15 protein-coding genes are annotated in these 20,069 nt (G+C 44.1%); 6 read left to right on the top strand and 9 right to left on the bottom strand.

The annotated features are described in order from the left end of the window. Positions 1–115: 115 nt before the first annotated feature. The gene (locus ACOOFG_RS03485) at positions 116–2,848 is read left to right on the top strand and encodes an AAA family ATPase (RefSeq protein WP_420422255.1); all 2,733 of its coding nucleotides are present in this window, start codon (positions 116–118) and stop codon (positions 2,846–2,848) included. On the opposite strand, the gene ACOOFG_RS03480 is transcribed toward ACOOFG_RS03485, so the two are convergent. Both ACOOFG_RS03480 and sthA read right to left on the bottom strand, forming a co-directional pair. Continuing rightward, positions 2,838–3,320, bottom strand: coding sequence for a hypothetical protein (locus ACOOFG_RS03480; RefSeq protein ID WP_420422254.1), 483 nt, complete (start codon positions 3,318–3,320; stop codon positions 2,838–2,840). The genes ACOOFG_RS03485 and ACOOFG_RS03480 overlap by 11 nt on opposite strands. Before the next feature lie 4 nt (positions 3,321–3,324). Then, the gene (sthA, locus tag ACOOFG_RS03475) at positions 3,325–4,734 is read right to left on the bottom strand and encodes a Si-specific NAD(P)(+) transhydrogenase (RefSeq protein WP_420422253.1); all 1,410 of its coding nucleotides are present in this window, start codon (positions 4,732–4,734) and stop codon (positions 3,325–3,327) included. 289 nt (positions 4,735–5,023) lie between these two features. Here sthA and rpmB point away from each other — a divergent pair, with 289 nt between their 5' ends. The 3 genes from rpmB to ACOOFG_RS03460 are packed head-to-tail and all read left to right on the top strand — an operon-like array spanning position 5,024 to position 7,016. Further along, entirely contained in the window at positions 5,024–5,299 is a 276-nt protein-coding gene (gene rpmB / locus ACOOFG_RS03470) for a 50S ribosomal protein L28 (RefSeq protein WP_420422252.1), read from the top strand. Next, positions 5,262–6,233: a phospholipase D-like domain-containing protein gene (locus tag ACOOFG_RS03465; protein ID WP_420422251.1), complete on the top strand. Its 972-nt coding sequence runs from the start codon at positions 5,262–5,264 to the stop codon at positions 6,231–6,233. Before rpmB ends, ACOOFG_RS03465 begins: the two co-directional genes overlap by 38 nt. 36 nt (positions 6,234–6,269) lie before the next feature. Further along, positions 6,270–7,016 carry a hypothetical protein gene (locus ACOOFG_RS03460; RefSeq protein ID WP_420422250.1) on the top strand — a complete coding sequence of 249 codons (747 nt, stop codon included), beginning with the start codon at positions 6,270–6,272 and terminating at the stop codon, positions 7,014–7,016. A gap of 54 nt (positions 7,017–7,070) precedes the next feature. Here the strand turns inward: ACOOFG_RS03460 and ACOOFG_RS03455 are convergent, their stop codons facing one another. From ACOOFG_RS03455 to ACOOFG_RS03425, 7 genes are all read right to left on the bottom strand, one after another. Continuing rightward, complete coding sequence (locus ACOOFG_RS03455) at positions 7,071–8,441, bottom strand: amino acid permease (protein WP_420422249.1); 1,371 nt, start codon at positions 8,439–8,441, stop codon at positions 7,071–7,073. Further along, on the bottom strand, positions 8,426–9,730 hold the full coding sequence (locus tag ACOOFG_RS03450; protein ID WP_420422248.1) for an MFS transporter: 1,305 nt from the start codon (positions 9,728–9,730) through the stop codon (positions 8,426–8,428). Before ACOOFG_RS03450 ends, ACOOFG_RS03455 begins: the two co-directional genes overlap by 16 nt. After that, positions 9,727–11,190: a GMC oxidoreductase gene (locus ACOOFG_RS03445; RefSeq protein ID WP_420422247.1), complete on the bottom strand. Its 1,464-nt coding sequence runs from the start codon at positions 11,188–11,190 to the stop codon at positions 9,727–9,729. Before ACOOFG_RS03445 ends, ACOOFG_RS03450 begins: the two co-directional genes overlap by 4 nt. Before the next feature lies 1 nt (position 11,191). Next, the gene (locus tag ACOOFG_RS03440) at positions 11,192–12,676 is read right to left on the bottom strand and encodes a GMC oxidoreductase (protein WP_420422246.1); all 1,485 of its coding nucleotides are present in this window, start codon (positions 12,674–12,676) and stop codon (positions 11,192–11,194) included. A gap of 113 nt (positions 12,677–12,789) precedes the next feature. Then, entirely contained in the window at positions 12,790–15,315 is a 2,526-nt protein-coding gene (locus ACOOFG_RS03435) for an MGH1-like glycoside hydrolase domain-containing protein (RefSeq protein ID WP_420422245.1), read from the bottom strand. A 31-nt stretch (positions 15,316–15,346) separates the two neighbouring features. Then, on the bottom strand, positions 15,347–16,942 hold the full coding sequence (locus ACOOFG_RS03430) for a 4-alpha-glucanotransferase (protein ID WP_420422244.1): 1,596 nt from the start codon (positions 16,940–16,942) through the stop codon (positions 15,347–15,349). Between the two features lie 62 nt (positions 16,943–17,004). Then, complete coding sequence (locus ACOOFG_RS03425; RefSeq protein ID WP_420422243.1) at positions 17,005–18,261, bottom strand: hypothetical protein; 1,257 nt, start codon at positions 18,259–18,261, stop codon at positions 17,005–17,007. Between the two features lie 193 nt (positions 18,262–18,454). Here ACOOFG_RS03425 and ACOOFG_RS03420 point away from each other — a divergent pair, with 193 nt between their 5' ends. Together ACOOFG_RS03420 and ACOOFG_RS03415 are read left to right on the top strand one after the other, a co-directional pair. After that, a complete protein-coding gene (locus ACOOFG_RS03420) occupies positions 18,455–19,285 on the top strand; it encodes a hypothetical protein (protein WP_420422242.1) in 831 nt (276 codons plus the stop codon). Between the two features lie 17 nt (positions 19,286–19,302). Further along, a complete protein-coding gene (locus tag ACOOFG_RS03415) occupies positions 19,303–19,905 on the top strand; it encodes a MarC family protein (protein ID WP_420422241.1) in 603 nt (200 codons plus the stop codon). The last annotated feature ends 164 nt before the right edge of the window (positions 19,906–20,069 follow it).

Genomic DNA, 20,069 nt, shown 5'->3' with positions numbered 1-20,069 from the left:
AAGCGAAACATTAATTAAACCATCATAAAAAATGGTTTTTATTGAACTCAATCCCTAACTAGTTCATAATCTTGCCCATAAATCAAGAAAAAATTTAAAATTAGGGATTGAGTTTATGGCAACTGCTACGTCTCCTTTAGGAAAAGTTCAATGGATTTTTGCAGGGTCCTATACGGAAGAAATCAATCGAGATGTCAAGTGGTACAGCTCTTGGGCGAATCATTATTTCACCCAAGGTGGAGCCGGGGATATTCTCGGCGCTATCCAAATCATTCCAATTGCGCTTCTCCTGTGCCCAGTTGTGAACATCTTCACCTACCTAGCCCTTTCGTTTTTATCTCAAGGAAAAGAAAACGACCTGTTTAAATCTGCGATCAATGAAGGCAATGCAACAGCTGCTTACATCATGACCGAGCGGGGCGCCGATGTATCCCAGAAAAATAACGGAGGTAAAACCCTTCTCGAAGTCTACGCAGCCAAAGGAGAAAAAGCAAAAGGATATTCTTCTCAAGACCTCAATATTATTCAGGCTCTTTTTGAAAAAGGAATCACTGCAGACTTCAAGCACAAAGGGTTCGAACTTTTGCTCGATACAGCCCTTGAGCAAAATCGTCCTAAACTGGTGCTTTTCCTTCTTCAACAAGGGATTCAACCAAAAACTCCATGGTCAAGCTACCGCCCCAAACCAACTGTTGAAGCCCTCCCACTACCAGATTGGGCTGAGAAACCGGTTATGGTCTCAGGCAAGTCTGTTGTGCTTGGAGACAATCTTTGCAAAGCAGCAACCACTGAAACATTGCAAAAGTTTTCACGCAAAGGAGATCCTCTGTACCAAACAATGCGCATTTTTGGGCAAAGCATGCGCAATTGCCCCCTCATTTTAGGCGAAAGTGAAGTCGAGCGGAAGAGCCTCATGACAGCGCTCTCTCGAGAAATTCTTCAAGGTAAAGTTCCAGAGAAATTAAAACAAAAACAGGTTGTAGATATCGACCTTGGGAAATTGGCAACAAAAGACCTTTTAACCTATGCCGACATCTATTCTAACGCCCTTAAGGAAAACTCCGACCTTGTTTTGTACATTCAAAACTTTGAGATCTTTGACAAAGTCACCCCAACTTCGACTCTCAGTAGCAAACTTACCGAACTGGCCAAGACAGGGCGGGTCGTTTTTTCGATGACACCTGCGATTTATAAGCGTCACTTTGCTAAAAATCACGTGATTCAAACAGAATTCTCAACCCTTGACGTTTCCAAACCCACAGAAAAAGAAGCGACCCCTCTTCTACATACAATGAAAGGTGAGCTCGAAGCGCAACACGACGTCTCATACACGTCCTCTGCCATTCAAGCAGCTATTCATATGACACGTTACATTCCTGAATCGTCGATCCCACAAACTTCCTATGAAATCTTGGATGCAGCAGCTACCTTGTTAAAAGAACAAGAAACAAAGGGATCCATTGCAACGCAAGAAGCAGAAAAGAAAAAACAAGACTTACTTTTTGACCGAGACGTCTACCGCCTCAAAAACGGTAACGCTTCAAAAAAACGATTAGAACGGATTGATGAAGAACTCCAAGAAGTTGAAGCAAAAATAAAGAAGCTCAAAGAATCAGATGCTCTTGAACTCCAAGAAAAAACACTCTTTCACGAAATCAAAGCAGAGATAGCTTATCTTGAATCTTTAGATACAAGCTTAAGCGCGATGACCCAGCCGCTCGTCGCTCAACTTGAAAAAGAACTAAAAGAACTTGAGCAAGAAGCGAAAGACTCAAACATTAAATTCGAAGTCGACCGCGAGCTTGTTGCTGCAGTTGTTTCAGGGCGCTCGGGCATCCCACTCGACCGGGTACGTGGAGCTGATGCAGAAAAACTACGCAAGTTAGACGAAGCTCTTGGCCAGCAAGTGATCGGCCAAAATAAAGCCGTACAAGCCATTGCAGAAACACTCAAAGCAGCCCGCCTTGGCTTACGTGACGAATCTAAACCACGTGGTGTTTTCCTCTGCGCAGGAACTTCAGGGACAGGAAAAACCGAAATGGCCAAAGCGATCGCGCGACAACTCTTTGGGGATGAGCGCAACATGACTCGCCTTGACATGTCCGAGTACCAAGCAAAAGAAAACAAATCTCGACTCATCGGAGCGCCTCCAGGATATGTTGGATTCGATAAAGGAGGACAACTCACAGAAGCCCTCAAAGAGAACCCTTACCAAGTCATTTTGATTGATGAAGTCGAAAAAGCCTCTCCTGATGTCTTAACAGCCTTCCTGCAAGTCTTTAGTGATGGTCGCCTCACAGATGGACAAGGAAACATTGTGGACTGCTCCCAAGCCGTCTTCCTCATGACGACAAATCTCGGTTCACGAGCGATTGCTGCCAGTCATGAGACTTATTCCTTATTGAACCCTCTAAATTGGCACCTGCGTTTCAAATTATGGAAACATGGTCGCCCTTCAGAAGATGCGATCATTCGCCAGGCTTTGAAAAATTCTGAACACTTTTCACCCGAACTCATCGGTCGCTTGAAAATTGTCACCTTCGACCCTATCACGCGTGACCAGGACCTCCAAAAGATCGCACGCAATGTCTTGAATAAACAACAAGAACAACTCTGGCACACACATGGCATCGAACTCAAATGGTCGGACAAAGTTGTCAAAGAGCTCACGCAGAGCGGTTCAAGCATTGAATACGGCGTGCGCCCACTTATCGACAAAATAGAAAAGCATGTTTTAGGCGGCTTGTCCCAGGAAATTCTTCATGAAAGAGTCCATGAAGGAGATGTGGTCCAAGTTGACTACGATAAGACAAGCAATGCTCTAACTTTTACAGCAATTAGTGCGTAAAAAACTCGCGAAATTGGTCTTGAAGAACTGAGGGGACGACCTCTTCGATCCCCTTCTTGTCATACATGAGAAAGTAGGTGCAGGCAAACATGGTCCCAAGAGCAGGACTAAAGAGTGCAACAACAAGTGAAATGCCACAAACAAAGCACCGTTTAAAATTCAAATACCGACGACGGTGAAACCGTCTTAGTGCATTTAGACGAAACCCTGTCAGTAGATTTAATCCCAGTGAAATCCCAAAAAGCGCCGTGGCATAAACGCACCACGCTACATCTGCAAGAAGCAACATAAAAAAGAATAAACGGGCAGCTAACGCGGAAAAAAAGCGACTTTTGGTTTCAGGATCTTCCTGTGGCATCTCCGCACCTAAAGTGAGATTGGAGTAACGACGATTGAGCTCGATATGAGAGGAGTTGTTTTCATCTTGCCCCACACATCTTTCAACATGCTCAAAGATATCGTAAATTGCCATTCAGTTACCTCTTGTGTTTGACCTTGTTAAATCCATTTAATGCTGCTATCCGGTACCCTTCAGCGTAGGTCGGATAGTTGAACACTTGATCGATAAAATAATCGATTCTGGCGTTAAAAGTCATCGCGACTTGACCAATATGAATCACCTCTGTTGCTTCACGTCCGATGATGTGAATCCCGAGGATTTCTAATGTGTCCTTGTGAAACACAATTTTAAACATTCCTGGGTCATTTCCGGCAATATTATTCTTCGCAATTTCGTAATAATATGCCCGTCCTACCTCGTAACGAAAGCCTAAATTTTTTAACTGCTCTTCTGTGTAACCGCACGAAGAAATTTCAGGAATGGTGTAAATTCCAATCGGATAAAAAGTTGGAAAGTGATGCGTTTCCGCCCCAAAAGCATGACGCGCCGCCAATCGTCCTTGTTCCATACTTGTTGAAGCTAAACAAGGACCACCTATCACATCTCCCACTGCATAAATGTTAGGAACAATCGTTTGAAAAAGTGCGTTAATCGGAATGTACCCCTTACTATCAACAGTGATGCCCGCATTTTCAATATGCAAGTGATCGACGTTTGCCGTTCTTCCCAGGGCATAAAGTAGCATTTCCGATTCCATTGATGTGCCATCGGTAAACTTCACTTCAACGCGACCTTTATGACGCACCACTTCATCGACTTCTTTATCCCCAACAAACTTCAATCCAATTTTTCCAAGTGCCGTTTGCAAATGCATCCCGATTTCTTTATCAAGTAGTGGTAACATTTGATCTCGCTTGTCCACAACTGTCACTTGTGTCCCGAGCGCAGCAAAAAAGCTCGCATATTCCGAACCAATGATTCCTCCTCCAAGCACAATCATATCTTTTGGCAGATGATCAATCGAAAGAAGTCTCGTCGAATCGAGGACGACTTCTTTATCGAACGGAATATTGTTGGGATTGCGCGGTTTTGATCCCGTGGCAATGATGATCCGCTCCCCACTAATCAAATGCGTCAGTTGATTTTGCTCAGTTAGAACTGCAATCTGATGGTGATTTTCAAAATGCGCCAACCCCCGCACGAGTTGGATCTTATTTTTTTCAAATTGGCGCTCTAAATTCCCAATCTGCTGCTCAAGGACTTGATTGAGGCAAAAGTTCAGTTCATTGATCGAGATTTCCTGCTGAAGAACCTCTTTTTGCCCATAGAAACTTTTGGTATAAAAGTCGGTTAAATTCAAGATCGCTTCACGAAGGGACTTTGAGGGAATCGTTCCCGAATGCAAACAGGCTCCGCCAGGATTTTTATCTTTTTCGATAATGATGACAGATTTGCCCAACTTAGCCGCCTGAATAGCCGCCTTTTGACCAGCAGGACCTGATCCTATCACGACTAAATCTGCATAAAGTTCTTCAGCTGCGGCCATCACCATAACCCGTAAATAAACCCAAATGACAACCTACGAACGCACATCTGAAACTTTTCCTTTTCCCAGGCTCTCAAAGCCAAATTTACCCCTACTCTCATCAAGTATGCGGTAAATTTGGCTTTGAGAGCCTGAAAACAGTTGAAAGTCCATCTCTGCATCCGCGGTTATCATTCGCATTAAAATTTTTCTTTTTACACACCTTCACGGATTTAATCAAGCCGACTTGAGGGAAATTCTAAAAAGTGGTAAACTTAGTGTTTCAAAAAATGATTTCAGGTAGTGAAACATGTCTAAGAAGTGCCAGGTCACAGGAAAACGACCACGACGCGGAAAAAGCTATTCGATTCGCGGGATTGCGAAAAAGAAAAAGGGAATCGGTTTAAACGTCACTGGAACGGTTAAACGCCGCTTCCTTCCAAACCTCGTAAAAAAACGTTTCTGGTTTGCTGAAGAAAATCGCTTCATCACTCTCCGCCTTTCAACAAGCGCGATGCGCAACATTGATAAGAAAGGGTTGGGACCGATTGTTAAGCAGCTCCGCGCTCAGGGCGAAAAAATCTAGGTTTTTTCTCCTCGCTGTTGGAGCAGCTGCTTTAGTCTTTTATGCCACGTATTTTCCCCTTCCCACGGGAAAGACACCGGTACGCTTTTATTCAACACATTTGCAACAAGACTTGCGCCTCGTTGTCTTAAAAGCTCTTAAAAGCGCTAAAAGTTCGATTCACATCTATACATACGCTCTGACAGATCCGCATGTGCTTTCAATCTTAATGGAAAAAGCTAAAGAAGGGTTAGACGTTCACGTGACTTATCACCAGAAAAACACTCCTAAACTTGAGACTCTTTCTCATCTTCATCTACATCCTGAAAAGGGACGGGGACTGATGCATGCTAAGTGGATCGTCATTGATGAAAAGGTGGCGTTTTTGGGAACGGCAAACCTCACCTCTTCCTCACTGATGATGCATGAAAACTTGCTGGCTGGCTTTTATGCTCCCGAGTTTTCCAAGGCCCTAGTCTCCCCTTCCTTTTTTCAAGGCGCTGTTGGAAACTCAGAGCTGACATTTTACCTGTTGCCTGACCCTAAGGCACTTCCCCATCTACTTGAGGTCCTAGACCAAGCTAAAAAAAAGATTCACATTGCCATGTTTACATTTACCCATCCCCAGATCGTGAGCAAGCTCATTGAGCTTCACCAGCAGGGAATTAAGGTAGAGGTCTCGCTCGATCAAATGGGGGTGAGAGGGGCGTCTAAAAAAGTTGCTGAGGCCCTGCAGGCTGCAGGCGTGCCTGTCCATACCTTCCAAGGGATGCCTCTTTTCCACCACAAGTGGGCACTTATCGATGAATCGACCCTGGTGTTAGGATCGGCGAATTGGACCCGAGCGGCATTTAATAAGAACAAAGACTTTATTTTATTTATAACTAATACAAACAAAAACAATTTAAAAAGCGTGGTTAATATAATTAAAAAAGATTCTCTCAATTGTAATTAATAAAGACAGATCTTATAATAAGATCGCAAAGGTAAAATGATGACTGCTATTCAAGAATTTTCTTATCCCAGAGTGCCTCCTAACTCGGCTTTGACTCCAGATAAAGAGGACACTTCTATCCCTGGAACCCACTTGGTAAAACCTGCCAAAGGGCTCATCCTTGCGACTCAGCACTACACAGGGCTTGAAGGGGTTGGTCTTGCAACAGATGCTCTTTCTCACATGGGAAAAGGAACGGACGTCGGTGAATGGATTCGAGGAGATTCGAGTAAGTCTCCGTTTAAAGAAAAAGAAATCCAGAAAGTTCAAACAGGTATTTCCTCCCTCTGGGACTCGTTTTCATCTTCTTTATTCGTTCAAACTGTCGTTCGTACAATCTTGATTGCCGATTCTTACCTTGAGTACTTTTCCTTTTTAAAAAGTTCTGAAAAGCCTCCAGGAAATGTCCCCATATGGGATATGATTGTCCCGACGGCAAAACTTTATGCTGCTGCAAAAAAAGCTTTCAGAGGGATCCAAAAAATTGGAGAGGCCAAAAACACTCATGCAACCGAAAGAGGTTACGGAACGCTCATCTCAGGAGCAACCGATGGAGTAAGCGCCCTTGCAAAGCTTGGCGCGATTTACTTTCTTTATCAACTCTCTCCTGTTGCAGAACTCGCTTTCATGACAACGTCCTACATTGGCTCGCTGCTTGAGCTATCGCAAGATCAAAAAACTAAGAAAATGGAAGAGCTCGATGTCATTGTGAGAGAAAAGCCCACTGTCATGATCCCCGTCTAATGACCACTGAGAACACTTAAGACAAAACATCTCTATCAAGTTTCACCACAGAGATCATACATCTTTTTTTCTAAATAGTAGTGGCATCAGAGAGACGATGACAATGCCTCCGATCAAGAGAAGTTCATACACAAAAACATTAGTAATGCCCACTTGCCCTGGAGGAATAAATCCTAAGCCAAAGGCAATGAGGCAGGCAAGGATCCCACACATCCCCACAAGCCACATCCCAAACGTCTTGCCCCCAGGAATTGCAAATGCTCGCTGTACATGCCCCTGCTTGTATCTCAGTCGAATGCCCGCCGCAAACAGACCAATGTAAACAAGGAGGGCGAGCTCAGCTGTGATTTGAGACAGGAGCCAAAAAGAGCTATTCACTGTAGGCATGAGAACAAAGGCAAGACACAAGATCGAAACGATCACACCTTGCAAAATGAGGATGTTGGAAGGCACTCCTTTTCGATTACGATACCGCATGAACGAGGGCAAGCTACCATCCTCTGCTGCAACCATCATCCCCTTAGTAGGACCAATGATCCAAGCCGAGACACCGCTCAACCCCCCAATGATCACAGCTGCAGCAATGATCGGTGCCATGTAGGGAATATGATAGTCTTGAAAAAAGACGAAAAAGGCTTGGAGGATCCCTGTGACAAGGCTGAGTTTTTGATGGGGAATGACAATGGCAATAGCAAGAGATGAAAAGACGATGGTGGCTAAAATGATAGCAATAGAAATGAAAACAGACCGGGGATAGTCTTTTTTTGGGCTGCGCACTTCTGCAGCATGGGTCGCCGACATCTCGAGTCCCAGCAAGCCAAATAAAACGGAACTAAAAAACGCTAAGTTACCACTTTGAGTGATGTCAGGAACAAGAGCATCCCACGTGAAGGCAATTTGACTTGGCTCGCGTTTGCCCAACCAAACTACTCCTAAAATGATGATCAAAACCATGGGAAGGAGCGTTCCAACAATTGCTCCAACTGTGCTGATGATTGAAGAGACTCTCATGCCAAAAAGGTTGACGATAGTCGCGCTCCAAAACAGACCTAATATCATGAGCACCATGTAGAGTCGATTTGTTGCGAGATCAGGGTTGAAAAAGTAGGTGAAAACACCTGCTATCAAAGCCATGATTGTCGGGTACCATACAACATTATAGATCCAATTGAGCCAAATCACACACATGCTGGCCTTTTTTCCGAACGCTTCACGTACCCAAACGTAGATTCCTCCGGTATTGGGCCACCCCGTTCCTAATTCTGCTGCAACGAGTCCACTGGGGATAAAAAAGAAGATTCCGGCAAGAAAATAGAAAAAAACGAGAGAAAAACCAAGCTCTGCTGAAAACGGTAGCGTTCGAATGCTATCAACGGCAATGACATTGATCATGACGAGTTGAAATGTCTTTAAGGTTTTTCGCATTCTTCTCTCACTTCTCCTAAATCACGAATGAACTGGTTGCAAAAAGCTGCAACCAGAAAAAAGAGGCCACTATAGGCAACGATTTGAAACACGTGGTTATGAAAAACATACTTGATGACCGGACCAGCAATCAAACCTGTGACGATTTGAGACAAACAGTTTGCGATGAGAAAAAGACCGTTATACAGCCCCATCCTTTCCTTTGCAAGATTGGAAGCGATCATGGCCAAATGAACCGAAGTCGAACACCCCCAAGCAATTCCGAGTGTAATGGCTGCTGTGAAGTAATTGATCTCGGGTTTCAGTGGGATCGACAAGAGTCCAAGCCCTCCCAAAATAAGAGCAATAGTCGCCACAATTTTCCGAGGAATCCAAGTTGTGATCACAGGTATTAGAAAAGCAACTCCAAAGCTGCTAGCCTGAAAAAAGATAAAGCAAAGGCTGTTGAAAACGGTCGCTTTCTTCACAATCTCCGAATAGATCGGATTCCCCATCACTTTTGCTCCTGGAGGAAGACCAAACAGGGTTTGAGCAATACTCACGTTGTAATAAGCAAACATAATGAAAAAGCCGACCCACATGAGAAATTGAACAAGCGATATCTGCCTCAAAATGGGCGGCATTTTAAAAAGCACTCGAAAGAGTTCTTTTAGACCTGGCTTTTCATCTTGGTTGTTTTCACATGGCTTTTCTTTCACAAAAAAGCAGGTCCAAAGTCCTGTCAGTAAGGTCAACACCCCTCCGACAAAAAAGGCTAAAGTCAAAAAAGAGGGTTGGTGTGTTCCTGTAAATTTAAAACTAATATCTCCAAACAACCACGGCATGGCAGCTCCAAAGACCGCCCCCAAGCCGAAGAAAATCATTTGAACAGAAAATCCTACTGTGAGGTGGTGTTTGGGAATGATATCAGCGGTTAAAGCGCGCAGAGGATTTTGAGCGAAATTCAAAACAGCCATGAGAAGAGCAAGTAAGATGGTCCCCAACCATAATGATGTGGCATAAGGAATCGCTGTACAAAAGATGCAAACCGCAAAAATTCCTCCAAATATGTATGGACGTCTTCGCCCAAAACGGGTCGTCGTGAGATCACTTAGATGTCCGACCAATGGGTTGATCACGAGCCCTACAAATGGAGGAAGAAGCCACAGGTATGCAAGCATCGAAGCCGATGCTCCAAGGTAGAGGAGAATGGCACTACAATTCGGTATGAGAAGAGCCCAGCAAAACTCAACTCCTAGGATGCCAAAATTAACATTAATGATGTTTTTGTAAATGTGCATTTTGCTCATTTTAACTCTAACTCATCTGCTTGTTTCAAAGCCCATGCAGTAATGGTCAAGTAAGGGTTGGCACTTCCTTGCGAAGGCCACGTGCTTGCATCAGCCACCGACAAGTTGTCGATGCGCCAAAACTTGCCAGAAGGATTGACAATACTTGTTTCTGGATCTGTTCCCATCCGCAAGCCTCCAGAGTCATGCATGGGAATCCCTACAGACAAAATTGTCCAATCGAGTAGCTCAGAGTCCATCGCCGCAGCTAACTTCTTGGTACCATTTTTCATAGCTGCAAGTACAGCAAGATCTTCCTGGCTTTTAGGGTGAATCACTTTGCAACTTGGTAAACGCGTGCCATCTTCAATCAAAACAAGACGTTTGTTTCGATCAGAGCTTGACCTTCCAAAAATCTCACACTCTAAATAATTTCCGGGTTCATTCCAGCCCACCCACCTTGTGGGCAAAGTCGCAAGGTTACTTTGATGAAACTCCATTTTTTCTCGCGTCAAAGGACCACAAAGCTGAAAATGAAATGGATTTTGCGCAGTTGGTGCTGAGTAAAGGTGAAACTTATCCTCCCAAACTCCTGAGTGTTTCTTGAAAAACGTATGCGCAAAGAGATGATCATTGATATAGCAACCTAAAACGTCTTTGTTTTCTTCAATCTTTGAAGCCATGACAAGCCTGACGGATTGGATCCCACCTGCAGCAACGACGATGTTTTTGGGAGAAAGGACATACGATGTCTGAGTCCTTTGATCCTCCACATGCACGGCTTCAATACGCTTCCCGTTTTTCTCAAGTGATCTGACCTCGACTTCCGATGTCAGTGAAATCCCAGGACTTTCTCCAAACGTCACAAGGTGATCACTTCGAACAAGGCGCGCAATAGAACTATTGAAACCAACAGGAAGAATGCCATTTTCCGAACACGAAGAATCAATGGCAACTGAAGATGCCCGAAAGTTAAAACCCTCTTCTTTCAGATCTTGAATCAGTTTATCTTGCCCCTGTGAATGAACAAATGACCCCGCAGAGAGAAGCTTTTCAGCACGGCTATAGTAAGGCTCAAACTGTTCATAGGTAAAAGGCCAATCATGAAAATCTTCGGGGCGAAATCGTGGAACATTGCCGCGCCAAAGCAATGTGCGTCCGCCAACAGTTGCCCAACCTGTTGTATTTGGCTCAAGATTCTGCTCTTGTTCGCACCATGTTGTTTTGTAAGTGATTTGATCTTGAAGACGGCTGACTGCTCGCTCATTGAGTTTCAGAGGTGATGAAGCCACATGGCTTAAAAGCGTTAAAGGTCCAGCTTCAAGAATCGCAATTTTGAGGCCCAATTTTTTTTCCGCTAAAGCAAGCGCTGTGGTGACACCAGCTGTCCCACTTCCAATGATTAAGACGTCTATTTCGGAGCTCTTTTCGACAAGATTTTTTAAGGGTGATTCAAGAGCATGACGTAGCTCATCCGTCATTTCAGAGCCTCATTTCATCAGCAAGCTTTAAGGCCCATGCCGTAATGGTCAAGTAGGGATTAGCACTTCCTTGCGAAGGCCAGGAGCTTGCATCAGCTACATGGAGATTTTGGATACGCCAAAAGCGACCAGATGAGTCCACAATACTTGTTTCAGGGTCTTTTCCCATGCGCAAACCTCCAATATCATGCAAAGCAATCCCAGGAGGCAAGACTTCCCAATTGATCAGCTCAGCATCAATTGCCGCACTCAATTTCTCAATGGTTTTTTTCATTTCATCAAGCACTGCAAGATCTCGCTGACTTCTTTTGTAAATCACTTTGCAGCTTGGTAATCGTCCAAAAGCTGAGTCTTGATCTTCAACAAGTTCTAGACGATTGTCTTTATCTGTCGTGGCAATTCCAAAAAATTGATACTCCAAGCAATCACCTGGAGAGTTCCACTCGAGCCATTTTGTGGGAAGAGCTGTCCAATTATTTCGCAAAAACTCCACTTTTTCCTGCGTGAGAGGCCCACAAAGTTGGCAGTGAAACAGTTTCTCTGGTGTTGGAGGTGAGTAGAGCTGCATTAAATTTTCCCAAGTCCCTGTCCGACGTCTTAAAAAGCCACGAGCAAAAAGATGATCGTTGATGTACTTTCCCAGGACATCATCATTCTCTTCGATCTTCGAAGCCATCACAAGTCTGGCAGATTGGGTCCCGCCACAAGCTATCACAACTTGCTTGGGAGAAAGTGTATAGGAAGTGTCTGTTCTTCGATCGACCACATGAACCGCGGAGATGCTGTCTCCATTTTTCTCGAATGACACAACTTCAACTTCGGATGTGAGAGAAATTCCAGGTCTTTCTCCAAAGGTGACTAGATCTTCACTGCGGATCAGACGTGCAATAGAGCTATCATACCCGACTGGAAGGTTGCCATTTTCCGAACACGAAGAATCAATGGCTAGAGGTGACTCTTGCACAGGGAAGCCGTGTTTTTTGAGCTCAGCAACAAATTTGTCTTGCCCTTTTGTGCGAACAAACGCTGGAGCTCCTTCCCTTGGAGCAGCGCAGATAAGACTCTCTGCCCGTTTGTAATAGGGCTCAAAGTCTTCATAACTAAAAGGCCAATTATGAAAATCTTCTGGGATAAACCGAGGGATATAGCCGCCCCATAAAAGTGTACGCCCCCCTACAGCTGACCACCCATTTGTATTGGGAGCTTCTTCATTTTCTCCCCAAACCGTTTTATAGATGATTTGATCTTGCAGTTGATTCACTGCGCGCGCATTGAGTCGCACAGAAGAAGACCCCACATGTTCTAAAATTGTTAAGGGGCCAGCTTCAAGAATAGCTATGTTGAGTCCCTTTTTCTTTTCAGCTAATGCAACTGCTGCTGTGACTCCCGCTGCTCCACTTCCAATGATTAAGACGTCAATTTCAGAGCTCTTTTCGACAAGATTTTTTAGTGGGGTTTCGAGCGCTTTGCGCACAACGTCAGCCATTTTTTGACCTGGGCTTTTTGTCTCGTAGCTCTTGAATCAAATTAGCCACTAAGGAGGTCCATCCTGTTTGGTGCGATGCCCCAAGCCCCTGCCCTGTTTCTGCATGGAAAAACTCATAAGAAGAGATAAGAGTTGAAATTGGGATCGGTTGAATAGGGAAAACTATCTCCCATATACGGACGAACACCGTTTGAATCATTTTTAAAAATGGAAACCAGTTTTTCCGCAAAGCCATCTGCCATTTCATTGATACTGACAGGCTTTTCATCTTTCACACCAATCTTAAATTCGTCTTTGAAAACTTTAGCGTAAGATTTAAGCGATTGGATGAGCATGTAGCTTGTCGGAAACCAAATCGGTCCACGCCAATTTGAATTTCCCCCTTTCAGCTGCACGAGTGAGTGGCCGGGTTCATAGCCAATATTTTTGTCTTTGTAGAAAAAGGGATGCTTCTCATGAAACTTCGAAAGACTGCGGAGACCATACTCTGAGCGGAATTCTTCTGGATCCCAAACATACTGAAGAACGCGTTTGAGTTGCTCAGGTTCCACAAGCGTCAAAAAGTATAGATTGGAATCTTCAAAATGGAGAACATGCCCTTTTGTGAGCTTATGCTGATTTTTCAAAAACCAAAAAAAGTTCTGCTTGAATTTGGGAAATTGCTTTAAGTCTTCTTCAGTGATTACTTCCGTTGCATAAAGAGGAATAATTCCAACGAGGGAACGGATTCGAAACTTTGAAAAAGTTCCATTAGGATAGCAAAGGACATCATAGAAAAATCCATCCTTTTCGCTCCACATCTCATATTCCTTATTGTCACGTATTTTCATGGCGTGAGCAATGTAGATGAAATGTTGAAAAAACTTGGTCGCCATTGACTCATAGGTATCATCAGTTTTAGCTAGTTCAAGAGAAATGCGCATGAGATTGAGTGTGAAAAATGCCATCCACCCTGTCCCATCCGACTGACGCAAAGTGGCTCCCCCCTCAGCTTCGATAGAACGGTCAACTATTGTAATGTTATCGAGCCCGAGAAATCCTCCCTCAAACACGTTAAAGCCGGAGCTATCAACGCGATTGGTCCACCATGAAAAATTCATCAGTAGTTTCAAATAGCATTTTTTGAGAAACTCAAAATCCTCTTCTCCTTCCATGTCACGCTGCATCTGAAAAATGCGAAGTGTTGCCCAAGCTTGAATAGGGGGATTCAAATCAGAAAATTCCCATTCATAAGCTGGAATGGCTCCATTTGGATGTTGAAATTGGTCGAACAGGAGAAGCCAAAGTTGCTCTTTGGCAAATTCAATATCCACTAAGGCAAATGAGACGCAATGAAAGGCAAGGTCCCATGCTGCAAACCAGGGATATTCCCATTTGTCGGGCATGGAAATGATACGCATCGAATTTAAATGCCGCCAATGTAAATTGCGCAAGTTGTAACGGGTTTCAGGAGCGGGATGAAAGGCACTATCTCCATCCAGCCATTTATTCACATCGAATATATAAATCTGCTTATTCCAAAGAAGCCCTGCAAGCGCCTGCCGCTCAATCATTTTCTCTTCGTCTGTCGCATCTTCAGGCAAGGTACGCTCGTAAAACTCATCGGCCTCTTTTTTCCTTTCAGCAAAGATTGCCTCTACATCCTCTAGAGGATTTTCCATTTCTTGATCTGTCAAACGCAAGTAGACAACTGCTGACTTCCCTGCAGGAATCTCAAAGGTATAATGGAAACATCCTTTAGTCCCCTTCTCTTCAGGGTTGACAGCTTCCTTGCCTTCAACGATCGTTTCATGAAACCCTTCTTTGCTGTAAGGCATGTCAGGAGCACGATTTTCATTTTCGGTAAAGAGAGGTTTTCCTCCTTCAGAAGCATAGAGATACCGCTTACCTAGGTGATAATCAAAAGTCAGAGATGAAGGAGAAGGCATTGCTGAATCGTCTGCCACAATGCAGTTTCCTTGTGCCCCCTTTTGAAGAACAGGCTTGGGGATCTCCTCTTCTTCCCATCGCCATTGATTGCGGAAACAAAGCTGCGGAATGATGTGCAATGGCGCTGTTTTTTTCCCCCGATTGATCGCCTCGACCTTGATACAGGTATCTTCAGGAGTCCCTTTGGCGTATTCGATAAAAATGTCAAAATAGTTCTGCTTGTCCAAGACGCCTGTATCGGCCAGTTCAAACTCATCTTGGTTTGGACCTCTTTCGCGGTTCTCTTTTTTAAGTTCATCATAGGGAAAGGCTGCGTGGGGATATTTGTAGAGGTATTTCATGTAAGAGTGGGTGGGCGTCCCATCAAGATAGTAGTAATACTCTTTGACGTCTTCTCCATGGTTCCCTTCAGGACCAGCAAGCCCAAATAACCTCTCTTTCAAAATCGCATCGTTGCCATTCCAAAAAGCAGGAGAAAAAGCAAGTGTTTGGTACCGGTCGCACCAGCCAGCAATCCCATCTTCGCCCCATCGATACACCTTCTTGTGAGCCTCTTCGAAGGGGAAAAAGCCCCAGGCATCACCATTCCAGCTGTAATCCTCACGGACTGTAGCCCATGATCGCTCAGCAACATACGGCCCCCATTTTCTCCAAGGGGGATTCTCACGGCCTGAGGAATTTTTTAAGCGCTTATGTTCAACCGAGTCCATATCCTGCGTATAAATCACCTCGAAAAATTCTTCAATCTTGAATGAGAGCTCTCATCTCTTTCTTCAGCCCTTCATGACCCACTATCTCTTCTACGGAAGGGCGAAAACGGTAAGTCCAATTAAAAGGAGATGTAGTCCCAGGGATGTTGATTTGTTCGTCTTTGGGATTTTCCCAAACGAGTTCAGGAAACAAGCTGAGATAATCTTGAAGGAGATTGATATGGAACAAGCTAGGCGTCTGATGACTATCACGCAAAATTTCTCGGTGCTGATCAAAGTTAAGCTTCGGGGAGTAGGTCCACCCTTTGAAGTCGGCAAACGCTTTGGCTTCTTCGGGAAGAGCTTGCCACCAAAGAGCTAGTGGCTCCGTATCATGCGTGGAAACAGATGTCATGCTTAGAGGCGGATACTCAGAGTAGGGAATGAACGATCCTCTCTCATCTTCTCTTCGCTCCCAACGAATAATCTTTGTTCCAGGAATCCCTAACTCTGAAAGACATGTTTTAATCTCTGAAGGAACTGTTCCCAAATCTTCCCCTATCGGTAACATGTTCGAGTTGTGGTGAAGGAATTGGAGAATCTCTTTTCCCTGTGGAATCCATTGGGAAGAATCCGCAGGAATAAAACTTCCCGCCTTGGGCGCATGATTTTCAGGAATTCCCCAAATGCGGAAAAAACCCACGATATGATCAATGCGAAATATATCATAAAAATGACCGGCAAAATCGAGTCGCTCTTTCCACCACTGATAGTTCTCCGCATACTTTCTCATTGCATTCCAATTGAATAGCGGACAACCCCAATACTGCCCTTCTGCGCTATAGGCATCAGGAGGAGCGCCAGCTGCTTGCGTCAGATCAAAAAGGTGAGGCTCTGCCCAAACGTCTACGCTATCAGGATTGATGAGAATCGGAATGTCTCCCTTCAAAAACACCCGTTTGGCTAAGGCATAATTTTTGACGCAAGTCATTTGCTCATAACACAAAAATTGGAGGGCGATGTGAAAGATGATGTCATCTTGGTTTTCGTCGACCAGTTGATCATATTCGCTTTTTGAAGGCGATTGGAGCTCCTTAGGCCAATTTGACCAATGAGCTTGATCCGTTTTGTGCTTCAAAACCTTAAAAAGCGCATAAGGTCCAAGCCAATGGTGACTCTCTTTGAACTGCTCAAACTCAGGATTTTCCAAAAAGCTTTCCTTCACCGCCTCAAAATACTCACGCAGCCATACCATCTTCTTTTGCAAAACTTCGTGGTACTGAATCCGAGGAGTCTCATTCAGATAACGAAATCCTGCGAGTTTCTCTTTCACCTTGGGATAGCTCTCGAGATAAGGAAGCTCTTCAAGAGACAGGTAAATCGGATGGAGTGCTCGAGACGAGATGCTATTGTACGGGCTAGGATCAGAGGTGCATTCGTTCAATGGAAGGAGCATTAACACATCGAGCTCAAGCTCATGGCACCAATCGATGATTGGCAGCAGATCAAAGAACTCTCCAATGCCGCAGCTTTTTTTCGTTCTAAGTGCAGAAAGAGGTAGATCAATCCCATGGTGGGAAAAGATGCCAATCCTCTCCCAAAGATACCTTGCCGGAGAGTTCAAGAGTTGTGATTTCAGGTTTTCCATACTTGTAGCCGGGGTTGTGATTACCCCCTAAAAGGCTACATAGCGAATTGGCCTTATATCTTTCAAGCTGAAGCAGCAGTTAGGAAAGATTGTAGAGTCGCGTAAGCTCTAAGCAGCAAGATATCTAAGTTTTCAGCATTGCCACCAACCACCAAACTTTGGTGATATGAACCATGGGAGCGCTCTGGATTTAAGTAGACTTCCCGCATCAAGGCGTCTGAAAGAGCTTCCGTTGACTCCATATCAAAAAGCGCTGCAAACTCTTCTTTTTTCTCTTCTTCTTTGTGAGAAGCACAAGGAAATAAAAGACTCCTTGAAAGTGCATGATGGGACGTTTCCTTAAAACAGGGAGCATAAAACATTCCCGAGTGCGTGTGCATTCCTAATTTTTCTAGCCGGCTGAGAAATTCTTTGTCATAAGCCCCCACCCCAGAAAAATAACAGTCGGTGCGCGCTTGAATTTGAATCACAGTTCGCCCGTCCAATCCATTTGAAAATCTTTCAAAGAAATCTAAACAAGCTCCTTCAGGATCTCCAGCCCAATTACAGGAAGAGGCCGCTCCGTACATCATAGGTGCCCACAGAAAAGAAAACTGCTTTTGGGCAACTTTATAACTGGATGACATAGCCCGATCCAGAATCATTGTCTTCGGTACGATATCAAGCTCTTCATCATTGAGGTGACGCAAACCTTCAAATGCCATCGCTCCAAGTGAAAACAAATCGAGTGAATCAATCCTGATTCCATGCTCTTTTAAAGCCTTTAAAACCAAAATAGGCGCGACCCCAAGTTCATGAATCGTTGCTGGTTTCCACTCAGCCTTTTCACCGTCCTTCTGAACTTGGTTATCATACAAGCTAAAAAGAAAAAGACGAATCCCCTTACCATCGACTTGCTGTATTGACTTGATGTCATACAGGTTGAAGATCACACTCTGGTTTTCAGTTTTAATTTCGATAGGAACTTTCTCAATCGTAAAGGCTCGTCGAATTTCGTCCATTTGAGGAAATGCACTCGAATTAGAGATTGGCTGATCTCCTGTCAAGAGTTCACGTACATGCGCCGCATGTTTCATGTTGTGTTTGTATCCTTCATCGGGATGTGTTAGAGGGAAATAGTACGTATCCCTCAAGTACTGACCGACCCACACAAACGGGGTTGAAAGCTTCTCTCTCAGCCAATCAGAAAGAAACCAAAAATAGTAGCGGCCTAGCTCAGAACTCTTTTGAACTGTTGCTAAAAACCCTCTCTCATCATGAAAGACAAGACTTGATACTTCTCCGCATGCAGCCTCTCCGACAATTAGATCAGAGGACATTCTATCACCTAACAATTTAAAAACACGTAGAGGCTATAGAAAGCATGGTTTTTTGTAAAATAGATTCAACAAATCAAATACAACCTATTTTAATCATAATAAAAACGATTTTATACATTGAAAGATTAACCTATTTTAATTAGCATAATTATAGACGTGAAGTAGAAAGGAAGTAATATAAAAATTTAATAGTATGGGCTTAGTTGAACTTGCTTCAGTAAAGGTCCCCCCTTTCAGCGACTTTTCTCTTCCCGAGCAAATTCTTGATAAAACTGACTCATTGGCCAGCCTTGCAAAGGAAAAAGGCATTTCCTTTTGCAAAGCGCTCGATTTAGGTCTGGAGTGGGTCACTCAAATGTCGAAAATGACACCAACGAGTCAAGAAAAGGTCGGGCTTGCAGAACAAGGCTTTAAGGAAGCTGGGGCTCTTAACACTCTTGTTTCTATCGGGAATTCGGTACCTAAAATGCACGAAGGGGTATCGAATACGCGTAAGAAAATCACCGCTTGGAAAAAGGGAGAATTACAAACTCCCACTATCCAAGAACTGGCAAAAAAAGCTTTATTTGGCGTGCTTCTTCCTCTCGTTAAAAAAGTGGATGATGTCTTTTGGGCTCTTGCCAATTTTAATCTTTTTAAAAACCGAGCTGTCAATATCTTCCATGGGGTTGGCTATGGAGTTGGCGCGACTGTGGCTGCCAAAAACCTGTATGAAACAGGAAAGGAATTCAAAGAACTCTATGAAAATTCTGAGAGTCAACCCGTCACCCCTGAAAAATGGAAACTCTCTGCAGCAAAAATCGGCAAACTTTTTTCAGATATTGGGGCAGCAATCACGGGGTTTGCGCTCCTTCTCACCTCTTCGACCAAACTTTCCTTTGTCTATTTAGGTTTCTCCTCAGGCTCTCTTGCTAGTGATTTGTCAGAATTCATGATCGATAAAGCATCAGATCCGGCTGTAAAACAACAGAAAATGTTAGAAGAAAAGCTGAAACGGGAAAAAACTTTTCAAATGATTACGTAGATGCTACAAGGAAGATCATGATGAATTTTTCGTGGTCTTCCCTTTTTTCAATTGGGTTTTCCCTCTTTTTGCTAATGGATCCCATCGGCAATATTCCTCTATATGTGAGCATCCTTAAAGACCTCGATCCTGCGCGCCAACGCAAAATCATTTTGCGCGAACTGCTCATTGCCCTCGGCATCATCATTCTCTTTAGCTTTCTTGGAAACTACATCCTGAAACTCCTCCACGTGACTCAAGAAACCATCATGATTTCGGGGGGACTTATTCTCTTTCTCATTGCCATTCGGATGATTTTCCCCAATGGACAAAGTAGCTCTAGTCTTTACCCTTCTGAGCACGGTGAACCGTTTATTGTGCCTTTAGCTGTTCCACTTGTGGCGGGGCCCTCAGTTTTAGCCGCTGTCATGATCTATGCGAATCAAGAATCTCACCTCACAATGGTGGGCTCAATCATCTCTGCTTGGATCGTGAGCTTTCTCATTTTGATCGGCTCTCCCTTTCTCAAGAAAGTCCTTGGCGTGCGAGGGATCACTGCTGGTGAGCGCCTCATGGGTCTCCTCCTAACTCTCATAGCCGTTCAAATGTTTGTTGAAGGGGTCGCTCCCTTAATCACCTGAATTCTGGGTTTATTTCACTCATTCTCAGGGATTTTTCTCTTTCTTCCCAGTCTTTTTGCCTTGAAAAGGACCATTTGGCCCTTCCCTTCGGCAAATAAAACTGAGAATTTGAGAGAACTCTCTCCCGGAAATAAGCAAAATATCCCCAGAACTCAGGTTAATGC

It is taken from the genome of Simkania sp. (assembly GCF_965215465.1).
Lineage (GTDB): Bacteria > Chlamydiota > Chlamydiia > Chlamydiales > Simkaniaceae > Simkania.
Note: the sequence above shows the minus strand (reverse complement) of the source record. Positions and strands in the feature narration are given on the sequence as shown.

Coding starts and splice junctions, on each gene's coding strand:
- ACOOFG_RS03460 (WP_420422250.1), top strand. CDS start 6,270: ATGATGACTGCTATTCAAGAATTTTCTTATCCCAGAGTGCCTCCTAAC.
- ACOOFG_RS03420 (WP_420422242.1), top strand. CDS start 18,455: ATGGGCTTAGTTGAACTTGCTTCAGTAAAGGTCCCCCCTTTCAGCGAC.
- ACOOFG_RS03440 (WP_420422246.1), bottom strand. CDS start 12,676: ATGGCTGACGTTGTGCGCAAAGCGCTCGAAACCCCACTAAAAAATCTT.
- ACOOFG_RS03455 (WP_420422249.1), bottom strand. CDS start 8,441: ATGCGAAAAACCTTAAAGACATTTCAACTCGTCATGATCAATGTCATT.
- ACOOFG_RS03480 (WP_420422254.1), bottom strand. CDS start 3,320: ATGGCAATTTACGATATCTTTGAGCATGTTGAAAGATGTGTGGGGCAA.
- ACOOFG_RS03450 (WP_420422248.1), bottom strand. CDS start 9,730: ATGAGCAAAATGCACATTTACAAAAACATCATTAATGTTAATTTTGGC.
- ACOOFG_RS03435 (WP_420422245.1), bottom strand. CDS start 15,315: ATGGACTCGGTTGAACATAAGCGCTTAAAAAATTCCTCAGGCCGTGAG.
- ACOOFG_RS03445 (WP_420422247.1), bottom strand. CDS start 11,190: ATGACGGATGAGCTACGTCATGCTCTTGAATCACCCTTAAAAAATCTT.
- sthA (WP_420422253.1), bottom strand. CDS start 4,734: ATGGCCGCAGCTGAAGAACTTTATGCAGATTTAGTCGTGATAGGATCA.
- ACOOFG_RS03425 (WP_420422243.1), bottom strand. CDS start 18,261: ATGTCCTCTGATCTAATTGTCGGAGAGGCTGCATGCGGAGAAGTATCA.
- ACOOFG_RS03485 (WP_420422255.1), top strand. CDS start 116: ATGGCAACTGCTACGTCTCCTTTAGGAAAAGTTCAATGGATTTTTGCA.
- ACOOFG_RS03415 (WP_420422241.1), top strand. CDS start 19,303: ATGATGAATTTTTCGTGGTCTTCCCTTTTTTCAATTGGGTTTTCCCTC.
- ACOOFG_RS03430 (WP_420422244.1), bottom strand. CDS start 16,942: ATGGAAAACCTGAAATCACAACTCTTGAACTCTCCGGCAAGGTATCTT.
- rpmB (WP_420422252.1), top strand. CDS start 5,024: ATGTCTAAGAAGTGCCAGGTCACAGGAAAACGACCACGACGCGGAAAA.